Here is a 17,270-nt window from a genome sequence, read left to right on the forward strand (position 1 = left end):
ATGGGTGCACTTCGATGCTAAGGAGTGCACCCGTGAGAAGACTCGCCTGGATCGCGGCCGCCACCGCGATCGCGGTCGCCGTGGCCACCCCCGCGGCCGCCGCCCCGCCACCGCCCGAAGGACCCAGCTGGCATCCCGGCATCCCGCCCATCGCCACCCCGTGGACCGCGCAGGTCGGGCCTGACAACGCCCTGCCGGAGTACCCGCGGCCGCAGCTCACCCGCAACCGCTGGCAGAACCTCAACGGCGTGTGGGAGTTCGCCCGGGCCACCGTCGACCAGGCCGTGCCGGCCGGGCAGAGCCTCGGCGAGCGGGTGCTGGTGCCGTATCCGATCGAGTCGGCGCTGTCCGGGATCCAGCGGCACGAGGACCGCATGTGGTACCGGCGGACCTTCACCGTCCCGGCCGCCTGGGCGGGCCAGCGGCTGGTCCTGCACTTCGGCGCGGTCGACTACGACGCGAAGGTGTACGTCAACGGCACCCAGGTGGGCACGCACCGCGGCGGGTACGACGGCTTCGACCTCGACGTGACCGACGCGCTGGTCGGGACCGGCCCCCAGGAGCTCATCGTCTGGGCGGAGGACCTCACCGACGCGACCGGCCAGCCGATCGGCAAGCAGCGCCGGGTCAGCGACCGCGGCATCTTCTACCAGGGCAGCTCCGGCATCTGGCGGACGGTGTGGATGGAGCCCGTCCCGGCCGCGTCCATCACCTCCCTCTCGATGACGCCCTCCCTGGCGACCCAGAGCCTGGGCCTGACCGTGAACGGCACGCCCGGCCAGCAGTTCGAGGCGGTCGCCCGCAACGGCAACAAGGTCGTCGGCCGGGTCACCGGCACCGTCGGCACCCCGGTCACGGTGCCCGTGCCGAACCCGAAGCTCTGGTCGCCGGACAACCCGTTCCTGTACGACCTGCAGGTCCGGCTGACCTCCGGCGACACCGTCGGCTCCTACTTCGGCATGCGACAGATCGGCACGCTGCGCGGCGCCGACGGCAAGCTGCGGATCGCGCTCAACGGCAAGATCCTGTTCAACCTCGCCAACCTCGACCAGGGCTTCTGGCCCGACGGGCTCAACACCGCACCCACCGACGCGGCGCTGAAGTTCGACCTGCAGCAGGACAAGGCGATGGGCTTCAACGCCGTCCGCAAGCACATCAAGGTCGAGCCCGACCGCTGGTACTACTGGGCCGACAAGCTCGGCCTGATGGTGTGGCAGGACATGCCGGCCGCCAACACCGGCCCCATCCCGGTGGAGTGGCGCGACCAGTTCGAGGCCGAGCTGCACGAGATGGTCCGCGAGCACCAGAGCTGGACGTCGATCGTGGCGTGGGTGCCCTTCAACGAGGGCTGGGGCGAGTGGGACCGCACCGCGACCGGCCGCATCGCCGACGACGTCAAGGCCCAGGACCCCTCGCGCCTCGTCAACGCGCACAGCGGCGTCAACTGCTGCAACTCCAAGGGCGACTCCGGCCGCGGCGACGTGATCGATTTCCACCAGTACCTCGGCCCGGCCTCCCCCGCGCCGAGCGGCGACCGCGTCTCGATCGACGGCGAGCACGGCGGCTTCGGCCTGAAGACGTCCAACCACATGTGGTTCGGCGACGGCGGCGCGTACGAGATGACGCCCGACAAGGCGACGCTCACCGCGAAGTACGTCGAGAACCAGAAGGCCGTCATCGCGTCGGCGAAATCCTGCGGGATCAGCGCTTCGGTGTACACCCAGATCACCGACGTCGAGGGCGAGCTCAACGGCTTCTGGACCTACGACCGGCAGGTCGCGAAGATGGACCTCAAGCAGGTCAAGCAGATCAACCAGCAGATCATCGCCGCCGCCGACGGTTCACCGGGCAACGTGCCGCAGCCACCGCCGGGCACGCCGGGCCTGACCGGCATCGCCTACTACCCCCTCGACGGCTCTTTTGCGGATGAGGCCGGCTCCCACGACGCCACCGTGGTCGGCGGGGCGGCGTTCGTCGCGGGGCACACCGGTGACGGCGTCTCCTTCGACAACGGCTACCTCGACACCGGCGCCCCGCTGATCGACACGGCGACCGACTACACCGCCGCCGCATGGGTCAAGCTCGACCGCGTTGACGGCGCCTTCCAGACCGTCGTCAGCCAGGACGGCCCGGCGAACAGCGACTTCTTCCTGCAGTACTCCGGCGCCGACCAGCGCTTCGCGATGAGCTTCGTCGGCGTCCGCGCCCTGGCCCCCACCAGGCCGAACCCGGGCCAGTGGTACCACCTCGCCGGCGTCCGCGACACCGTGAAGGGCGAGCTCCGCCTGTACGTCGACGGCCAGCTCGCCGGCACCGCCGGCGCCTGCCTCCCGCAGGCCGCCCCCACCGGCAACACCGTCATCGGCCGCGGCAAGTTCGGCGGGAACCCCGTCGACTTCCTCGACGGGACCGTCGACCAGGTCCACCTGTACGACCGTGCCCTGACCCCCGCCGAGATCCAGCAACTGTTCACCTCCGGCAACTGACACCGGTGCCGGGAGCGGGGACCTTCCCGCTCCCGGCATTTGTTCAGCGTGTTTTTGTTCCAGCGTGCTCAGATGGGGGCCGTGACGGCGCATCGGCCCTGCGTGCGGCGTGGTTCGGTTAGCGTGGACGGGTGGGCTGGTGGCTGCTGCACGTCGACCTCGATCAGTTCATCGCGGCGGTGGAGATCCTTCGGCGGCCATCGCTGAAGGGGCTGCCCGTCGTCGTCGGCGGCGACGGGAATCCGGAGCGGCCGCGGCAGGTGGTGGCGACCGCGTCGTACGAGGCGCGCGCCCTCGGCGTCCGGTCCGGCATGCCGTTGAAGGCGGCGGCGAAGCGGTGCCCGTCGGCCGTGTTCCTGCCGTCCGACGTCGAGGCGTACCAGGCCGCATCGGTGCAGGTCATGGCGACCCTGGCACGCTTTCCGGTGCTGCTGCAGGTGTACGGCTGGGACGAGGCCTTCCTCGGCGCCGACACCGACGAGCCGATGGTGCTCGCGGCCGACGTACGGCAGGCGGTGCTGGACGAGACCGGGCTGAGCTGCGCGGTCGGCGTCGGCGACAACAAGCTCACCGCCAAGCACGCGGCGCGGTTCGCCAAGCCCGGCGGCCTTTTCCAGCTCACAGGTTCGACGTGGCCCGACGTCATGGGCGGCCTCCCGGCGGCCGACCTGTGGGGCGTCGGCCCGAAGACCACGAAGCGGCTCACCACCATCGGCGTGCACACCGTCGCCGACCTGGCCGCCTGCGACGCCGCCCTGCTCATCGAGCACTTCGGGCAGCGCAGCGGCACGTGGCTCGCGGCGACGGCCGTCGGCACCGGCGACACCACCATCGACACGGAGCCCTGGATCGCCCGGTCCCGCAGCCGCGAGACGACGTTCCTCACGGACGTCACCGACCCGGACGAACTCGCCGGCCACGTCTCCGCGCTCGCGACTGCACTGGGCGCCTCGGTCGTCGCCGACGGGCGGCAGGTCACGCACGTGGCGGTGAAGGTCCGCTTCTCGTCCTTCTACACCCCCACCAAGGTCATGAAGCTGCGCGGCGGCCCGACCACCGACCTCGACGTGATCGCCGGGACCGCGCGAACCGTGCTGGCCAAGTTCTCCCTGCACCGCCCGGTGCGCCTGCTCGGCGTGCGCCTGGACCTGGAGCTGCCGGCTTAGAGGTCGCGGTAGTAGAAGTACTTCGGCTCATCCGCCCCCCGCTCAACGTTGACGAACCCGTGCGCCTCATAGAACCGCCGCGCGTCCGTGTCCGCCCCATCCACATTGATCTCCAACGCCTCCGCCCCACGCCCCTTCGCCACCTCACACGCGGCGCCCAGCATCGCGCGCCCGACCCCCTGGCCGCGCAGCCCCGGCCTGACGTACAGCTCATCGAGCTCGACGGCAGGCCCCTCGGACCAGACATTGACCCGGAACGACAGCACGGCAACCCCGGCTGCCGGCTCCCCGGCCAGCAACACCACCAGCTCATCCCCCACCAGCAACCGCTCAAGCCGCCCGGCGAGCACCTCAACCGCGGGCGTAGGCGTGTCGAACTCCCGGTTGAACGCATCCAGCAACCCCGCCACAACCCCAGCATCCGCCGCCGCAGCCCGCCGCACCTCCCACGTCCCCACCCCACTCATCCTGCCGCCCTCCCCCACCCCCACAACACATTTCGACGCCCCCGGGGTCCGGCAACAGCTGCCATCAGACCGTCCCGCCAGACGATGACTCCCGGGCGACGACTGGTGCCCGCCCCGTTTCGCAGGCGATCGCCCTGTGCCGGCAACAACCGCCGCCTGCCCCGGTTCGACCGGGATACATCCAAGGCCAAGCCGCTGCACTCGCCGCCGCCGACTGCCTCACGAAGGCGATCGCCCCGTGCCGACAGCGACTGCCGCCCGCCTCTGGTTCGCAGAGCGATCACCCCACGCCGGTAGCGACGGCTGCCAGCCCGTTCCACAGCGATCACCCCTGCCCGGCAACAACTGCTGCGCCAGGGCGTTGGCTCCCGGTCCGGCAACGACTGCTGCCGGACCGGTTCGCCGCAGGACGGGTCAGGCGGCGACGGTGCAGACCGTGCCGTTGAGGCGGAAGGCGGACGGGAGGACGTTGGGCCCGTTGTACGCACCGACGAACCCGGTGCTGGTGGCCCCACCGCCGGCGGCGAGGGCGCCGTTCGTGTCGATGTTGGTGACCTTCACATCGCGGCCGGTCTGGGTCCAGTTGCCGTTCCAGCTGCCGCTGACGCTCTGCCAGGCGGTGGGCCAGGTGAAGGTCAGCGTCCAGCCGTTGATCGGGCTCGGCCCGGTGTTGGTGATGTCGATGTTGCCGACGTAGCCGTTGCCCCAGTCGTTGACGTCGGTGAAGCGGACGGTGCAGGCGCTCGTCGCCGGGCTCGTCGTCGTGAACGTCAGCGGCGGCGACGACCAGGAGACCTTGCCCGCGGTGTCGCGGGTGACCACGTTGACGGTGTACCGCGTGCCAGGGTTCAGGTTGTACACCGGCAGCGACGTGCCGGACGTCTCGCCGAGCTGCTCGCTGATGGCGCCGTTCTGGCGATACACCTCGTACTTGGCGATCGGGCTGCCGCCCGCGGGCGCCGCCGGCCACGCGATGGTCGCGGTGTTCGCGCCGATGGCGGTCGTCGTGGGCTGGCCAGGTGCCTTCGGCGCGCCGGTCGTGGACGACGACGGGTGGAGCACGAGCAGCGTCAGCGAATACGGCGCGATCGTCTGCGCCGCCGCCGTGCCCGCCGTCGCGGTCGACGGGGCGCTGTCACCGTTGCGGAACGTGGTGACCGCCGGCGCGCCCGACGCGGCGGACCAGCCGGAGTACTTGAGGCTGACGGACCGCGCGTTGTCGGGGTCCTTGTTGATGAGCAGGACGGCGAGGTCCCCGTTGGGGCGGCGGGCGGCGTGCGCGGCCACGAGCGGGTCCCCGGTGGCGGCGCGGACGAGCTGGTCCCCCGGGCGGACGAACGACTTCATGACGCTCAGCGCGTGATACGGCGCGAACGGCGTGTTCATCGCCGGCTCGCACACGGTGCCGCCGGTCTGGCAGCCGCCGCTGGACAGCAGGCCGAAGTCGCCGTAGTCGGTCTGCCCGGCGACGGTGGAGACGGTGCCGATGCCGTTGTGCACGTTCCACCACTGGACGGTGAAGACCCCGTTGGCGAGAAGGCTGCTGTACGCGTCGGCGAGGAACAGCGCTCCCGGCTGCGTGTTCTGACCGACGCCCACGTTCAGCTCGGTGAAGCTGACCTTGATGCGGCCGGCGCCGGTACCCGCGTAGCGGGCGATCTGCTGCCGCGTCAGGTACATGATGTCGTCGATCTGCTCGGTCTTGGTCAGGGACTCCGCGGCGGTGCCGCCGCCCGGATACCAGTGCAGGTCCACGAAGTCGATGGACGGCCCGGCGACGGACAGCACGACCTGGTTCCACGTGCCGGCGTCGCCTGAGCCGACCAGCCCGTCGGGCCAGTTGCCCGGCGTGGTCAGCACCGCGCCGATCTTGATGGTCGGGTCGACGGCCTTCATCGCCGCGGCGAACGCGACCACGCCCTCCGCATACGCCCGCGGGCTCTTGTCGGCGTGGTTGTCCGCCTCCCACGCGGAGCCGTAGTGGCCGTTGCCGTAGTTCTCGTTGCCGATCGTCCAGTACTTCGCGCCGTAACCCTTGGTCACGTTGGCGTAGCGGACCCAGTCGGCGGCTTCCTCGGCGGTACCCGTGCCGTAGTTCGCGATGATCATCGGCTGGGCGTTGATGCGGCGGACCGAGCCCATGAACGTGTCGAAGTCGGTGTTCGGCGCCACGTAACCGCCGGGCGCGGTGTGGTCGCGCCAGTGGTAGATGTCGGCATACGAGCCGCCCGGATACCGCAGCATCTGCACGCCGGCGGCGCCGAGCAGGTCGGACACCGCGGTGGTGCCGAGCTCGGCGTCCCAGATCGCGTCGTTGACGCCGAGGGCGGTGTCGGGGACGGTCGCGAGGCCTGCCTTGGCGTTGACGGTGACGGTGGTGGCGACGGGGTCGGCGGCCATGGCGGCCCCCGGAACGACGACCGCTGGAACGGCCGCGAGCAGCAGCGCCGCGCCCATCACGGCGCCGCGGCGAATTCCGATCTTCATGACGGTCCAATCGGAGAGCATGGATGGAAGCGCTCCCATGCTGGGGATGCCCCGGGACCATGTCAAGCGCTTCGACAGCGCTGACCTCGTGACCATGGCCGTGTCCTACTCGGTCCGCGAACGTTCCACGGACGCCAGGTAGTCCGCCACCACCCATTGCTCGTTGTGCTCCGCCCAGCCCCGTGCCGTGGCGTGGAACGACGGATCCGTCCGCCCCGGGTCGGCGCCCAGCTCGACCAGCGCCCGCACCGTGTCGAGGTGCCCGTGGTACGCCGCCTCGTGCAGCGCCAACGTGCCCCTGAACTCGAACCCCAGCTCCGCCATCAGCCTCACCGCGCCCGTCCTGCCGAGCTTCGCCGCGGCGACGAGATGGTGCGGCTTCGTCGCGATCGCCAGCTCCGCCGTCCGCCGGTCACCGGTCGCGGCCGCGTCACCGCGCATGCAGGCGCCCAGAAACCGCAGCACCGGGTCTCCGTCGCCCCCGAACAGCTCCGCCACGTCGGCATTGCCGTACAACACGGCCGTCGAGAACGCGTCGAGCCCCTGGAACACGGGATGCCCGGTGCCCAGACCCCGCGGATCGGCGCCGTGCCGCACCAGGAGCTGCGCGCGCTCGACCGCCCCGTGCTGCGCCGCCTTGATCAGCTCGTCCTGCAGCAGCTGCGCAGGCGTGGGGTGGGTCGGCCCGAGCCGCCGGTGCCACACCCCGCCGTCGCCGCGCCCGAGCCCGTGCCGCAGCAGCACGGGAAGGTGCGAGTCATCGTCTTGGTGGAGGCCACGGTTGTACAGCGTCTGACTGTCATTCGCGTCGGCTCCCGCCTCGAGCAGCAGCTCCGCCAGCGCCGGCCCGTCCCGGTGCACGGGCTGACCGCCCTCGCCGCCGCCGAACACCCCCGCCAGCACCGTGAACGGCGACGTCAACCCGTCCCACAGGAACCCCGCGGCCGGGTCGGCGCCGCGCTCCAGCAGCAGCCGCGCGACCTCCTCTGTGGAGTGCCCCGCCACTGTGCTGTCGACGCGCGAATACGCCAGATACAGCAGCGGCTCCCACCTGTGCGGGCCGCCCTGCCGATCCGCCGCACCGGGATCTGCGTCGAGGATCCGCCGTGCCGCCGCGGCGTCCCCGACCGCAGCGGCGGTGTAGATGGACTGCCCGGCCAGCTCGGGCCGCTCGTCGAGCATCTGCCGCGCCCGCGCCCACCGCCGCGGGTCGTCGCCGCCATAGGTCAGGCAGGCGAGCACCAGGAACTCGTCCGCCGCGCCGGCGGGCCTCTGCTGGTGCGGCGATCGGGCGAACCTGCCGATCACGTCCAGCGTCGCCCGCAGCGCCGGCCAGCTCGCGAACCCGTAGGACCGCGCGACCACCAGCTGCGCGTCGGCCCGCTTGACGGTCTCGGGCTGCACGTCGCGGTGCCTGGGATGGAACTCCCGCAACAGCTCCAGCGCCTGCGGATCACTTTCACGCACGCGCCGCTGGAGCGCCTTGGCCTGATTGCGGAGCTGCTCGACGTCGGGTTGATCGGGAAGACGACGGGTCGGCACGACTGCCTCCTTGTCCGTGCGCCTGGTGTCCGCAAACTCAGGCCGGAAAGGAGGTGATGCCGGCACTGCCTCGATCTACCAGGTGGGCTTCGCCCTTCGCGCGGACTGCTGGCGCCCCGAGCGCCGACCCCAAGGTTAGACGACTTCACCCGCCGCGGTCACCCGCGACGCCGCAATGCAACTCTCGGTGTTGGGTTCGGTGGCGGTGAGTGACAGTTGGCGACGCCGCTGGACGCGGGATCGTGCGACCCCGACGATGGAGTGCAGCGCCTACCGGGGGGAGGCAGCGCATGCGATCCGCTTTTCCAGCAACAGATTCCGCCTCGTCGGCGCCGTTCGGCTCGGACGAGTGGATGGCAGCTCGCCGCGCCGCGCAGGCCGCAGCCTTCGACCGGCGGTACAAGGAGAAGCGGCGGGTGAGGGCGGAGTTCGCCGAGGCTCGCGCGCATGGGCTGGCGGCCCGCCACGCAGCGAAGCTGACGAGGCTCCGCAACGCTCGAATCCTGGCAGAGGCGGCACCGTCGACCGCCACGGCACTGTGCGGCGGACGCGTCGACGGCGGCAGCCCGGGTTGCGGTGAGCCGGTCGACGATCCAGCACCCGCCGGCGCACCGCCTTCGCCAGGACCGCTCGCACCTGAACCGCCCGCACCTGAACCGCCCGCACCTGAACCGCCCGCACCTGAAGCGCCCACGGCTGGACTGCCGACCAGGTCCTCGCCCGCTACCGAGGTCGATGGAGGCACGGATTCCGAGCCAGCGGGGCGACAGGCGAGTGGGCGCGCTTCGACGTCGGGCTGTCAAGCGCTCTGTCGACCCGCGCGACGACCCGTCCCGTGGGGGTGCGCGTCGGCGGTACCTATTAGGCAGGCGCCGCGGGTTCGGCGTCGGAGGCCGGCGGGGCGTGCTCCACCTTGGACGGCCGGTGAGGGTGCTGGCAGCGTTTAGGAACGTTCGTTCTTGACTGATCGTTCCTTTACTCGTACCGTCTGAGGGGTGGGGCGACCGAGAGGCTTTGACGAAGAGGTGGTCACGCGGGCGGCCGTGCGGCTGTTCGCGGGACGCGCCTACGACGGGTTGTCCGTGGATGACCTGGTCAATGGGTTGGGGGTGCATCGGAACAGCCTGTACAAGACGTTCGGCAGCAAGCGGGGGCTCTATCTGACCGCGTTGCGGTGGTATCTCGAGCACGAGTTTGAGCCGGCGCTCGCGGCCATCGAGAAGCTGGCCCCGAAGGACGGCGGCCGGGATGCCTCGCTCGTCGAGAGGGGCGTGCTGGATCTGTTGCTGCTGGCGGCCGTTGAGCAGGCGCCGGGTGATCCAGAGGTCGCCGGGCTGATCAGGGGTGCGCTCGCCCGGCTGGATGACGCCGTTGGAGTGGAGCGGGCAACGGAGCTGCTGGGGCTGCGGCTGCGGGCCCGGACCGGTCAAGAAGCCTCGGCCGATTGAGAAGTCCTGGCCGGTCCAGAAGGGCCCGGCGGTCAGAGAAGCTAAGGAGTGATGGGGATGGCGACGGTCAGTATCGATTCGGGGAACCTCGTTGTTGAGATGGAAGGGCTGGACAAGCTCTGGGCGCTCAAGAGCAGGCTGGAGATTCCGCTGGCGAACGTGCGGGGGGCCACGGCGGACCCGGGCATGGTGCGGCAGCCGAAAGGGATCAGGACGGCTGGGACGCACTTCCCGAATGTGATCACGGCGGGGACGTTTCGCCTTGACGGGGAGAAGGTGTTCTGGGATGTGCGGGACGCGGAGAAGGCCATTGTCGTGGAGCTCGCCGACGAGCGGTATGCGCGGTTGGTGATCCAGGTCGACGATCCGCGCGGTGCAGTTGACCTCATCGAACGGGCCGTCAAGCGGTGAACGAAGCACTGAGGAAACGGGCGGTTAGGGCTGTGGCGAGGGGGTAGTCGGCGGATCGGTACACGACTGAACGACAACCGCACGGGGCGACCGATGACAGTGAAGAAAACGCTGACCTACGCCGCTTGGGCATTCCTCATCTACTTCATCGCGTTCCGGCCGCAGGCGGCGGCGAGCGTCGCCCAAGGGCTCCTGGGGCTGATCGGCGCGCTCGGCACCGGGTTCGGGGACTTCTTCAGCAAACTGGTGACCTGAGCTACGGATAGGGTCGGTGAATGGCGTACCGATTGCAGCAGCGGCTCGTCGACGAGTTCGCGGCGTGGGGGTCGACAGGCGAGGCCGAGCAGGACCGGATCGCGGTGTTGTTGCAGGTGCGGGCCGAGCGGCTGGAGCGGCCCGATCCGACCCGGTGGCGCAGCGGGGACGTGCACGACCTGCTCATGAACGCTGTCGTGCCCCGGCAGGTCGACGCGTGGGGGCTGGCCGAGCACGGGGTCGGCACGGTGCGGGAGTTCCTGCGGTTCCTCGACGCCACGGACCGGCTGCACCCGGCGAGTGCCAAGCCCGCCGCGCTGCTCAAGGAGGCGGACCGGCTCACGGCGAAGTTCCCGGCCGCGATGGCCGACACGAGCCGGTGGGAGCTGGCGAAGCGGATCTTCACCGCGATGCTCCAGGACGGCGTCAGGCCCGACGGGGACCCGGCGGAGATCGACGCGTGGGCGGCGGAGTTCAGTGCGCGGGAGCCGGAGGAGCGCCGGGAGGTGCTCGGGCGGCTGATGGAGGAGCGTGAGGGGTACGCCACCGGCCACGTCACCATCGACGGCGGCACCGTCACGATGAGCACCCGCCCTCCGCAGCGGACGAAGACGACCGCGCCGGACCAGACGAGCGAGCCGGCGAAGACGAACGAACCGGCGAAGACGAACGAACCGGAACAACAGAAGATCGAGCACCAGGAGCCGGAACACCACAAGGTCGAGCCGCCGTACGAGCAGGTCAGGGACAGCGCGCTGCTGCGGGACCTCGCCGCGCTCGCCGGCTGGGTCGGGTTCGACGGCCGGCCGCTCGACGACCGGGGTGAGCTGCGCAAGGCCGACCGGCCCGCGCTGCTCGCGGTGCTCGGCTACCAGAGCACGGCCGATCCGGTCCTGACGCCGCTGTGGCTGATCGCGATCGAGTTCGACGTCATCCAGCTGCGCCGCACCAGGGTCGTCCGCGGACCGGGGGCGGCCCTGGTCGACGACGTCCTGGCCGGGAAGGCACAGCCGCAGGAAGCGCTCGACCTGTGGGTGGACCTCGCCGACGCGCTCATCCACCCGATCACCCCACTGCACTCGGAGAAGGGCACCGCGCAGCTGCGCCAGTGGATCGACCCGTGGACCCCGCTGTTCCTCGACCTGCTGGCCGAACATGAGCGGCACCATGAGGGAAGGGCCGAGCTGGACGAGCTCACCGACCGGCTGATCGACGAGCAAGCGAGCCGCCTGCCGGCCGGGGATCCCGACCTGTTCGCAGGCATCGCCGCCACCGCCGTCCGCAACACCCTCGCGTCGCTCGCCCGCCACGGCGCCGTCGCGGTCGCCGGGTTCGCGGATGACCCGGAAGCGGCCGCCGAGGCCGCCGCCATGTGGGGCACCGCGCCGTGGGCCGTGGATCCGGAGCCGTCCGTAACCGTCGAGCTGACGGACCTGGGAAGGTGCCTGCTGTCGTTAAACTCGGCCGCGGCAGGGCCGTAGCGCAGAGGTGGTCGCGTCCGTCTCATAGTCGGAAGGACGCCGGTTCGAATCCGGTCGGCACTGCCTGAAACAGGAGGGCGGGCCGTGGTGCTGGGGTGGATGGTCGAGCGGGCGACCGAGCGGCGGCTCGCCTGCGACTGGCACGGCGCGTGCCAGGTCGCGGGCGTCGACGTCGACGTGGACCTGCCCGCGATCAGCAACGCCCACGGGAAAGAGGTCGCCGGGCGGATCGAGGACGACCTGCGCCACCTCGTGCCCGACCTGCTGCGCTGGCACCTGCCGCAACGCCCCGGCGACGGCCTGCTGCGCACCGGACTCTGCCTGCCCCTGGCGGTGTTCCCCGACGCGTACGCGCTGGTCGCGAGGCCGCCGGGAAACCTCGACGAGCCGCAGCGGATCCGGTTGGCGTTCGAGCGCCTCGACGCCACCGCGCCCGGCAAGCGCGACCATTCGCTGCTGCTGCTCCGCGACCGCTGGGACTCCCGGTGCACGGGCCAGCTGATGCGACGCTGCGGCGGCACGACCCACCTGCCGTTCTTCAACGACACCGGCGAGCGTAGGGCAACACAGCCGGAAACCGTTGCCGAGCAGGCGATGCGGCTGGACGACGAGGGCCGGCACGCCGAGGCGTGGGCGGCGGCCGGGTTCGAGCTCCAGGTCCTGCTGTTCGACCCGGGATGGGGCCGGGAGCGCATCGACCCGGCGGCGTTCGCGCCCGGCCGCACCGGCGACGAACTGCGGACCAGCAGGCAGACCGTCGTCGAGCAGTCGCTCACCCGGCTGCGGCCGGTGCACACGACGCTGCCCGAGGCGGCCCGCCGCGTGGCCGAATACGTGACAAACCTGCGCCACGCAGCACCGCTGGAGCAAGACAAGAGCAGCCAACCAAGGTACTGGGGTCCCCAAGGAGAACCGCCGCGGCCCGACCCGATGCCGACCGACGTCGACGAGCACTGCGGCCTCGTCCGGATCGACCGCCCCGGGCGCTGCCTCGTCCTGGACCGCCTCGACACGCCGCAGCCGCGCGCCCGGCTGGTCGCGGCCGTGCCGTACGGGCAGGCCGACGACGACCGGAAGCGCGCGGAGATCGCCGAGTTCGGCCTGGAGCTGGCCCGCGTGCCGCGGCTGCCGTCCGTGCTGTCCCGCCGCCCGGACGAGCTGACCGGGCTGCTGCGCGGGTCGCTGCGCCCCGACCAGCTGCATCCGCTGGTGCACGAGGCGTTGTTCCCGGCCGGAACGACGCCCGCACCGCCAACGGTCCGCATCAAGGACCGCGTGCGGATCTACTGCACCGGGACGATCCACGAGGTGGTGCTGCGCGACGGCGCCATCCAGATCCAGGACTCGCCGGCCGAGATCCAGCGCGAGCGGGCGATGCGCGCGTTCGGCGGCCCGGTCCGCGGCTGCGTCGCCGCCCAGGAGGGCTGGCGGGACCCGGCGGTGCGGATGCCGAGCCAGATGCGCGGCCTGCGCCGTGACCTCATGCGGCTCGTCCACCTCGGCGACGGCCCGGCGGTGGCGGCCGCCCTGGACGCCGGCATCGACCCGCACGTCCGCGACGAGCGGGGCCGCACGCTGCTGCACCTGCTGCCGTGGCTGTTCGACGCCGACCTGGCGATCCTGACCCGGCTGCTGGCCGCCGGCCTGGACGTCGACGCCCGCGACGTGAACGGCGAGACGCCCCTGCACCCGGCCGTCACCTACGGCAGCCCGGCGCTGGTGCGGGCGCTGCTCGACGCGGGCGCCGACCCGAAGGCCCGCTCGGAGCGGCCGTTCCAGCGCATGGCCATCTGGACCGGCCGCCGCGACCTCGATTTCCTGCGCACCCTGAACCGCTGATGGCGCACCCTGAACCCCTGATGGCGAGAGTGATCCTCGTCGACGACCTGCGGTCCTTCGTGGACGGCCGGGCGGCCGAGGTCGCCCGGACCAGCGCGGCCGGGGTCGAGGCGCTGCACCGGCACCGGGAGGCGCGGATCGACGAGCTGTGGCTGGATCACGACCTCGGCGGCGACGACACGATCTGGCCGGTGGTGGAGGTCCTGGAGATGGCGGCGTTCGAGGGCAGGCCGTTCGACATCGGGGTCGTCCTCGTCCACTCCGCCAACCCGCCGGGCGTGGCGAAGATGCTGCAGGCCCTGCGCCGGTGGGGGTACGAGGTCCGGTCCGCCACGGGATCACCCCAGGTCGCGTACCTCGGGGAGTGAGGACACGAGCGGGAAGGCGTACTCGAACTCGGGGCCGGCCGACAGGGTCACCTCGACGCCGGTGCGCTTGAAGCCGGCCTTCTCGTAGAGCGCCTGGGCGCGGGCGTTGGACTCGTGCACGTAGAGGCGGACCCGGTCGACGGGCTGGGTCCGGGACCACGCGACCGCCGCGTCGAACAGGGCGAGGGCCAGGCCGGTGCCGCGCGCCTCGGGGCGCACGAAGACGCCGACGACGTGCGTCTGGGCGAACGGCGCGGTCTGGCCGCAGAAGTCCTCGACGCCGGCGGGCTCGACCAGGACGGTGACCGAGCCGAGCCAGCGACCTTCGGGCGAAACGCCGATGAACTGGCGAACCGTCTCACCGAGCGCCGCGTCGGCCGCGCGGCCCTGCCAGAAGTCGTCCGGCTGGGCGACGGCCCGCTCGTACGTCTCCAGGAACGCGATCGGCGCGACCGGATCCTGCAGCGCGGCGAGCCGGAGCTCCTTCACCAGCGGCCACTCGGACGCCTGCACGGGCCTGACAGTGAACGACATCGCGCCATCCTCGCACCGCGGAATCAGCGCCGGCAGCCGAATTACGCGGGCGTGAAACGGACCGCCGAGGCGCGAGCGAACGTGGTGCCGGCGGTCAGCACGACCTTCCCCGAAGCACCCTGGACGAACGACCACGTGCCCAGCGTGTACCAGGAGCCGCCGACGCTGACCTGATTCACCGTCAACGAGGCCGTCCCGCCGGCGTGGGTGACCTGGTACGCGGCGGCGGTCGTGCTGCTGCTGCTCGCCGGCACCCACACCTCGACCCGGTACGTGCCGGCGGCCCGCAGCGTCGGCGCCCAGGTGGCGGAGGAGCCGGCGGTGTTGCTGTACCGGCTCGGGGTGCCGTCCACGCCGGGCAGGCTGCTCGCCAGCCAGGTGCCGGTCTCCCGGTAGCGGACGTTGCCGGCGCAGTCGGCGGCCGTGTCGAGGGGCGTGACCGTCACCTGCCGCGGCCCCGGCGTGCCGGGCACGACGTAACCGGCGGACGCGGCGCTGACGCCGCCCTCGCCGATGGCCGTGACCCGGTAGGCGACGCCGGCGACCGCGGACGCGGCCCCCACGACCAGCGACGCGGCCGAGGTGACGACCGTGGTGGGCAGCGATCCGCAGTCGGTGGCGGCGACGAGGTAGCCGGCGGCGCCGGGCACCGGGGACCACACGAGCGTCGTCACGCCCCCGCTGGTCGAGCTGCCGAGTCCGGTCGGCGTGGCCGGCGCACCCGCCGGAAGCACCGGGACCGTCCGGGTGGCCACGGTGACCGGATCCGACCAGCCACCGCTCGTACCGCAGCGGACGACGACACTCTGAGCAATGTCGGCGACCAGGCCGGCGACGGTCAGCAGCTCCACCGCCGAGGACTCCACGACGCGCGTCACGGTCCGCCCGCCGCCGGTGGCGGTCACCTCGTAGCGCTCCGCGAACGGGTCGGGGGTGATCCGCACCGCGACCCGGTCGTCCGCGGCGAGCGCGCCGTGGGCCGCGAAGCCCCCGGACGGTGAGACGTATGCGCTCCACACGGTGTTGTCGCCTTTGACGCGTACGGCGGAGCCGCTGGTCACGATCCGGACCGAGCCCTTGAGCGTGGTGGTGAACGACGGGCCGCCCTGCACCTCCACCTGGTGGTCGGCCGCCCCGGGCGCGACGATGAAGCCGAGCACGAGCCCGCCGTCGACCGGCACCACGTCCTGGATCTTCGGCGGCAGCGCGAGGGTGCCGCCGGGCGTGACGGTCACCGGCGCGGACGCCGCCGACGTGCCGGCGCCGTTGAACGCGACGACCCGCACCTGCGCCGCGACCCCGTTGGCCAGCGTCACGTCGGCGAACCCGTTGATGGTGTCGGCGCTGGTGGCGCCGGTCGAGGCGAGCACCCGGTAGCCGTCGGCGTTGGCGACCCGGTCGAAGACGACGCGGACGGCGCCGTTCGCGGCCTGCACGGAGCTGATGGTCGGCGCCGCCGGCACCCGGACGTCCAATGTGGACACGGCGACCTCGTGGCCGGAGGGCGCGAGCAGCGTCAGCCGCTGCCGGACGGCGGTGCCGGGGTCGGTCCACCGGACGGCCCGCTGCAGCGTGGGGCTGCCGGGCGCGATGTCGGGCAGCGGCAGCAGCCGCCCGTCGATCACCGTGCCGGCCGCGTCGGTGACCTGCCACGCGAGCCGGTGCCCCCGTAGGATCCGGGCGGGACCATCCTTGACAGACAGCGACAAAACGGTCAGGCCGCCGGAAGAAAGAAGGCCCAACCCCACGAGGGCATTCGTCGCCTGCAGCTGCGCGTAGGCCCGCTTCCGCCGGCCCCACACGTTCTGGATCCCCCAGCCGCGCACCTGGTCCGGGGACGAGCCGCCGTAGCCGCTGCGGTAGTCGTTGAAGGTCCAGTGCGAGCTGCCCACCACCCACGGCCGGGACGGATAAGCGAGGGCCGCCGCGTCGCTGGTCGTGCGGAAGTCGACGTCCTCGCGGCTGGTGGGGAACGTGAAGCTGTCCGAGCTGTACTCCGACACGAAGATCGGCTTGTCGGGGTAGAGGCCGTGCACGTGGTCGACGTTGCCGGCGAAGTTGCCATACATGTTGAGGCACGCGAAGTCCGTGTACTGCAACGCCTCCGCGCCGGGCGTGGCGGCGCCCGCGTAGGTGTTGCTGACGTACGTGCACAGGCGGGTGCTGTCCAATGTGGACTTGATGTGGGCGATCATCTCGCGGACGAACGTCATGCCCTCAGCGCTGGTGCCGCGGATCTCGTTCGCCACCGACCAGGCGATGACCGACGGGTGGTTGTAGTCGCGGCGGATCATGTCGCGCAGCTCGGCGCGGGTGACCTCGTCGGCGGGGTCGAGGTTGGCGCCGGTGCCCCAGACGGGGATCTCCTCGATGAGCAGCATGCCGATCTCGTCGGCGTAGTCGAGCAGCTCCGGCGTCTGCGGCACGTGGTGGATGCGCATCAGGCCGGCCCCGGCGGCCTTCATCCGGTCGAGGTCGCGCCGCACCAGGTAGGTCGGCTCGGTCGCGCCGGCGACCCGGTCGTCGCCGACCCGGTTGTAGCCGTTGAGCCTGACCGGTTCGCCGTTGAGCAGCAGTGCCGTGCCGCGGACCTCGACCTTGCGGAAGCCGAAGCGGTCCGACTTCACGTGCAGCGCGGTCGCACCGTCCAGGACGGTGGTTTCGCAGGTGTACAGGCTGGGCCGGTCCAACCCCCACAGCGCGTACCCGCCGGATGGGACGCTGCTGTCCAGCCTCGCCTCGGCGGTGCCCCGAGCGGGCACGGTGATCGTCGTCGCTTGGGGTGC

Annotated in this window: 13 protein-coding genes and 1 tRNA gene; 9 read left to right on the forward strand and 5 right to left on the reverse strand. The window is 71.6% G+C overall.

All coding sequences use genetic code 11. The features are described from left to right. Window positions 1–32: 32 nt before the first annotated feature. Window positions 33–2,486, forward strand: a complete 2,454-nt coding sequence (locus ACQEVZ_RS24185; RefSeq protein WP_433370193.1) for a LamG-like jellyroll fold domain-containing protein — start codon at window positions 33–35, stop codon at window positions 2,484–2,486. Window positions 2,487–2,617: 131 nt separating this feature from the next. Continuing rightward, the gene (locus ACQEVZ_RS24190) at window positions 2,618–3,652 is read left to right on the forward strand and encodes a DNA polymerase IV (protein WP_344514836.1); all 1,035 of its coding nucleotides are present in this window, start codon (window positions 2,618–2,620) and stop codon (window positions 3,650–3,652) included. Here ACQEVZ_RS24190 and ACQEVZ_RS24195 read toward each other — a convergent pair. The 3 genes from ACQEVZ_RS24195 to ACQEVZ_RS24205 form a co-directional block, all read right to left on the reverse strand. Further along, window positions 3,649–4,119, reverse strand: coding sequence for a GNAT family N-acetyltransferase (locus ACQEVZ_RS24195; protein ID WP_433370196.1), 471 nt, complete (start codon window positions 4,117–4,119; stop codon window positions 3,649–3,651). The two genes, ACQEVZ_RS24190 and ACQEVZ_RS24195, sit on opposite strands and share 4 nt — an antisense overlap. Before the next feature lie 414 nt (window positions 4,120–4,533). After that, window positions 4,534–6,606 (reverse strand): cellulose binding domain-containing protein, encoded by a 2,073-nt coding sequence (locus ACQEVZ_RS24200; RefSeq protein ID WP_433370199.1) that lies wholly within the window; start codon window positions 6,604–6,606, stop codon window positions 4,534–4,536. Between the two features lie 105 nt (window positions 6,607–6,711). Next, entirely contained in the window at window positions 6,712–8,148 is a 1,437-nt protein-coding gene (locus ACQEVZ_RS24205) for an ankyrin repeat domain-containing protein (protein WP_433370202.1), read from the reverse strand. Between the two features lie 995 nt (window positions 8,149–9,143). On the opposite strand from ACQEVZ_RS24205, the gene ACQEVZ_RS24210 reads away from it, so the two are divergent. The 7 genes from ACQEVZ_RS24210 (at window position 9,144) to ACQEVZ_RS24240 (ending at window position 13,950) form a co-directional block, all read left to right on the forward strand. Next, window positions 9,144–9,596: a TetR/AcrR family transcriptional regulator gene (locus ACQEVZ_RS24210; protein WP_433370205.1), complete on the forward strand. Its 453-nt coding sequence runs from the start codon at window positions 9,144–9,146 to the stop codon at window positions 9,594–9,596. Between the two features lie 57 nt (window positions 9,597–9,653). After that, window positions 9,654–10,007, forward strand: a complete 354-nt coding sequence (locus ACQEVZ_RS24215; protein ID WP_433370208.1) for a hypothetical protein — start codon at window positions 9,654–9,656, stop codon at window positions 10,005–10,007. A 93-nt stretch (window positions 10,008–10,100) separates the two neighbouring features. Further along, the gene (locus ACQEVZ_RS24220; RefSeq protein ID WP_433370210.1) at window positions 10,101–10,262 is read left to right on the forward strand and encodes a hypothetical protein; all 162 of its coding nucleotides are present in this window, start codon (window positions 10,101–10,103) and stop codon (window positions 10,260–10,262) included. A gap of 20 nt (window positions 10,263–10,282) precedes the next feature. Next, the gene (locus tag ACQEVZ_RS24225; protein WP_433370213.1) at window positions 10,283–11,743 is read left to right on the forward strand and encodes a hypothetical protein; all 1,461 of its coding nucleotides are present in this window, start codon (window positions 10,283–10,285) and stop codon (window positions 11,741–11,743) included. Beyond that, a tRNA-Met gene (locus tag ACQEVZ_RS24230) sits at window positions 11,734–11,806 on the forward strand. Before ACQEVZ_RS24225 ends, ACQEVZ_RS24230 begins: the two co-directional genes overlap by 10 nt. A gap of 21 nt (window positions 11,807–11,827) precedes the next feature. Then, window positions 11,828–13,582 carry an ankyrin repeat domain-containing protein gene (locus ACQEVZ_RS24235; RefSeq protein ID WP_433370216.1) on the forward strand — a complete coding sequence of 585 codons (1,755 nt, stop codon included), beginning with the start codon at window positions 11,828–11,830 and terminating at the stop codon, window positions 13,580–13,582. Between the two features lie 20 nt (window positions 13,583–13,602). Further along, on the forward strand, window positions 13,603–13,950 hold the full coding sequence (locus tag ACQEVZ_RS24240; protein WP_433370219.1) for a cyclic-phosphate processing receiver domain-containing protein: 348 nt from the start codon (window positions 13,603–13,605) through the stop codon (window positions 13,948–13,950). Here the strand turns inward: ACQEVZ_RS24240 and ACQEVZ_RS24245 are convergent. Further along, window positions 13,921–14,484 carry a GNAT family N-acetyltransferase gene (locus ACQEVZ_RS24245; protein ID WP_433370222.1) on the reverse strand — a complete coding sequence of 188 codons (564 nt, stop codon included), beginning with the start codon at window positions 14,482–14,484 and terminating at the stop codon, window positions 13,921–13,923. The two genes, ACQEVZ_RS24240 and ACQEVZ_RS24245, sit on opposite strands and share 30 nt — an antisense overlap. Before the next feature lie 41 nt (window positions 14,485–14,525). Next, window positions 14,526–17,246, reverse strand: a complete 2,721-nt coding sequence (locus ACQEVZ_RS24250; protein WP_433370225.1) for a glycoside hydrolase family 2 TIM barrel-domain containing protein — start codon at window positions 17,244–17,246, stop codon at window positions 14,526–14,528. Window positions 17,247–17,270: the final 24 nt, after the last annotated feature.

The sequence above is a fragment of the Dactylosporangium sp. CA-152071 genome (assembly GCF_050936335.1).
Classification (GTDB): domain Bacteria; phylum Actinomycetota; class Actinomycetes; order Mycobacteriales; family Micromonosporaceae; genus Dactylosporangium; species Dactylosporangium maewongense.

Bases quoted from the DNA above. Each gene is read 5' to 3' on its own strand.
- ACQEVZ_RS24195 (WP_433370196.1), bottom strand. From the start codon at position 4,119: ATGAGTGGGGTGGGGACGTGGGAGGTGCGGCGGGCTGCGGCGGCGGAT.
- ACQEVZ_RS24200 (WP_433370199.1), bottom strand. From the start codon at position 6,606: ATGAAGATCGGAATTCGCCGCGGCGCCGTGATGGGCGCGGCGCTGCTG.
- ACQEVZ_RS24215 (WP_433370208.1), top strand. From the start codon at position 9,654: ATGGCGACGGTCAGTATCGATTCGGGGAACCTCGTTGTTGAGATGGAA.
- ACQEVZ_RS24220 (WP_433370210.1), top strand. From the start codon at position 10,101: ATGACAGTGAAGAAAACGCTGACCTACGCCGCTTGGGCATTCCTCATC.
- ACQEVZ_RS24225 (WP_433370213.1), top strand. From the start codon at position 10,283: ATGGCGTACCGATTGCAGCAGCGGCTCGTCGACGAGTTCGCGGCGTGG.
- ACQEVZ_RS24240 (WP_433370219.1), top strand. From the start codon at position 13,603: ATGGCGAGAGTGATCCTCGTCGACGACCTGCGGTCCTTCGTGGACGGC.
- ACQEVZ_RS24245 (WP_433370222.1), bottom strand. From the start codon at position 14,484: ATGTCGTTCACTGTCAGGCCCGTGCAGGCGTCCGAGTGGCCGCTGGTG.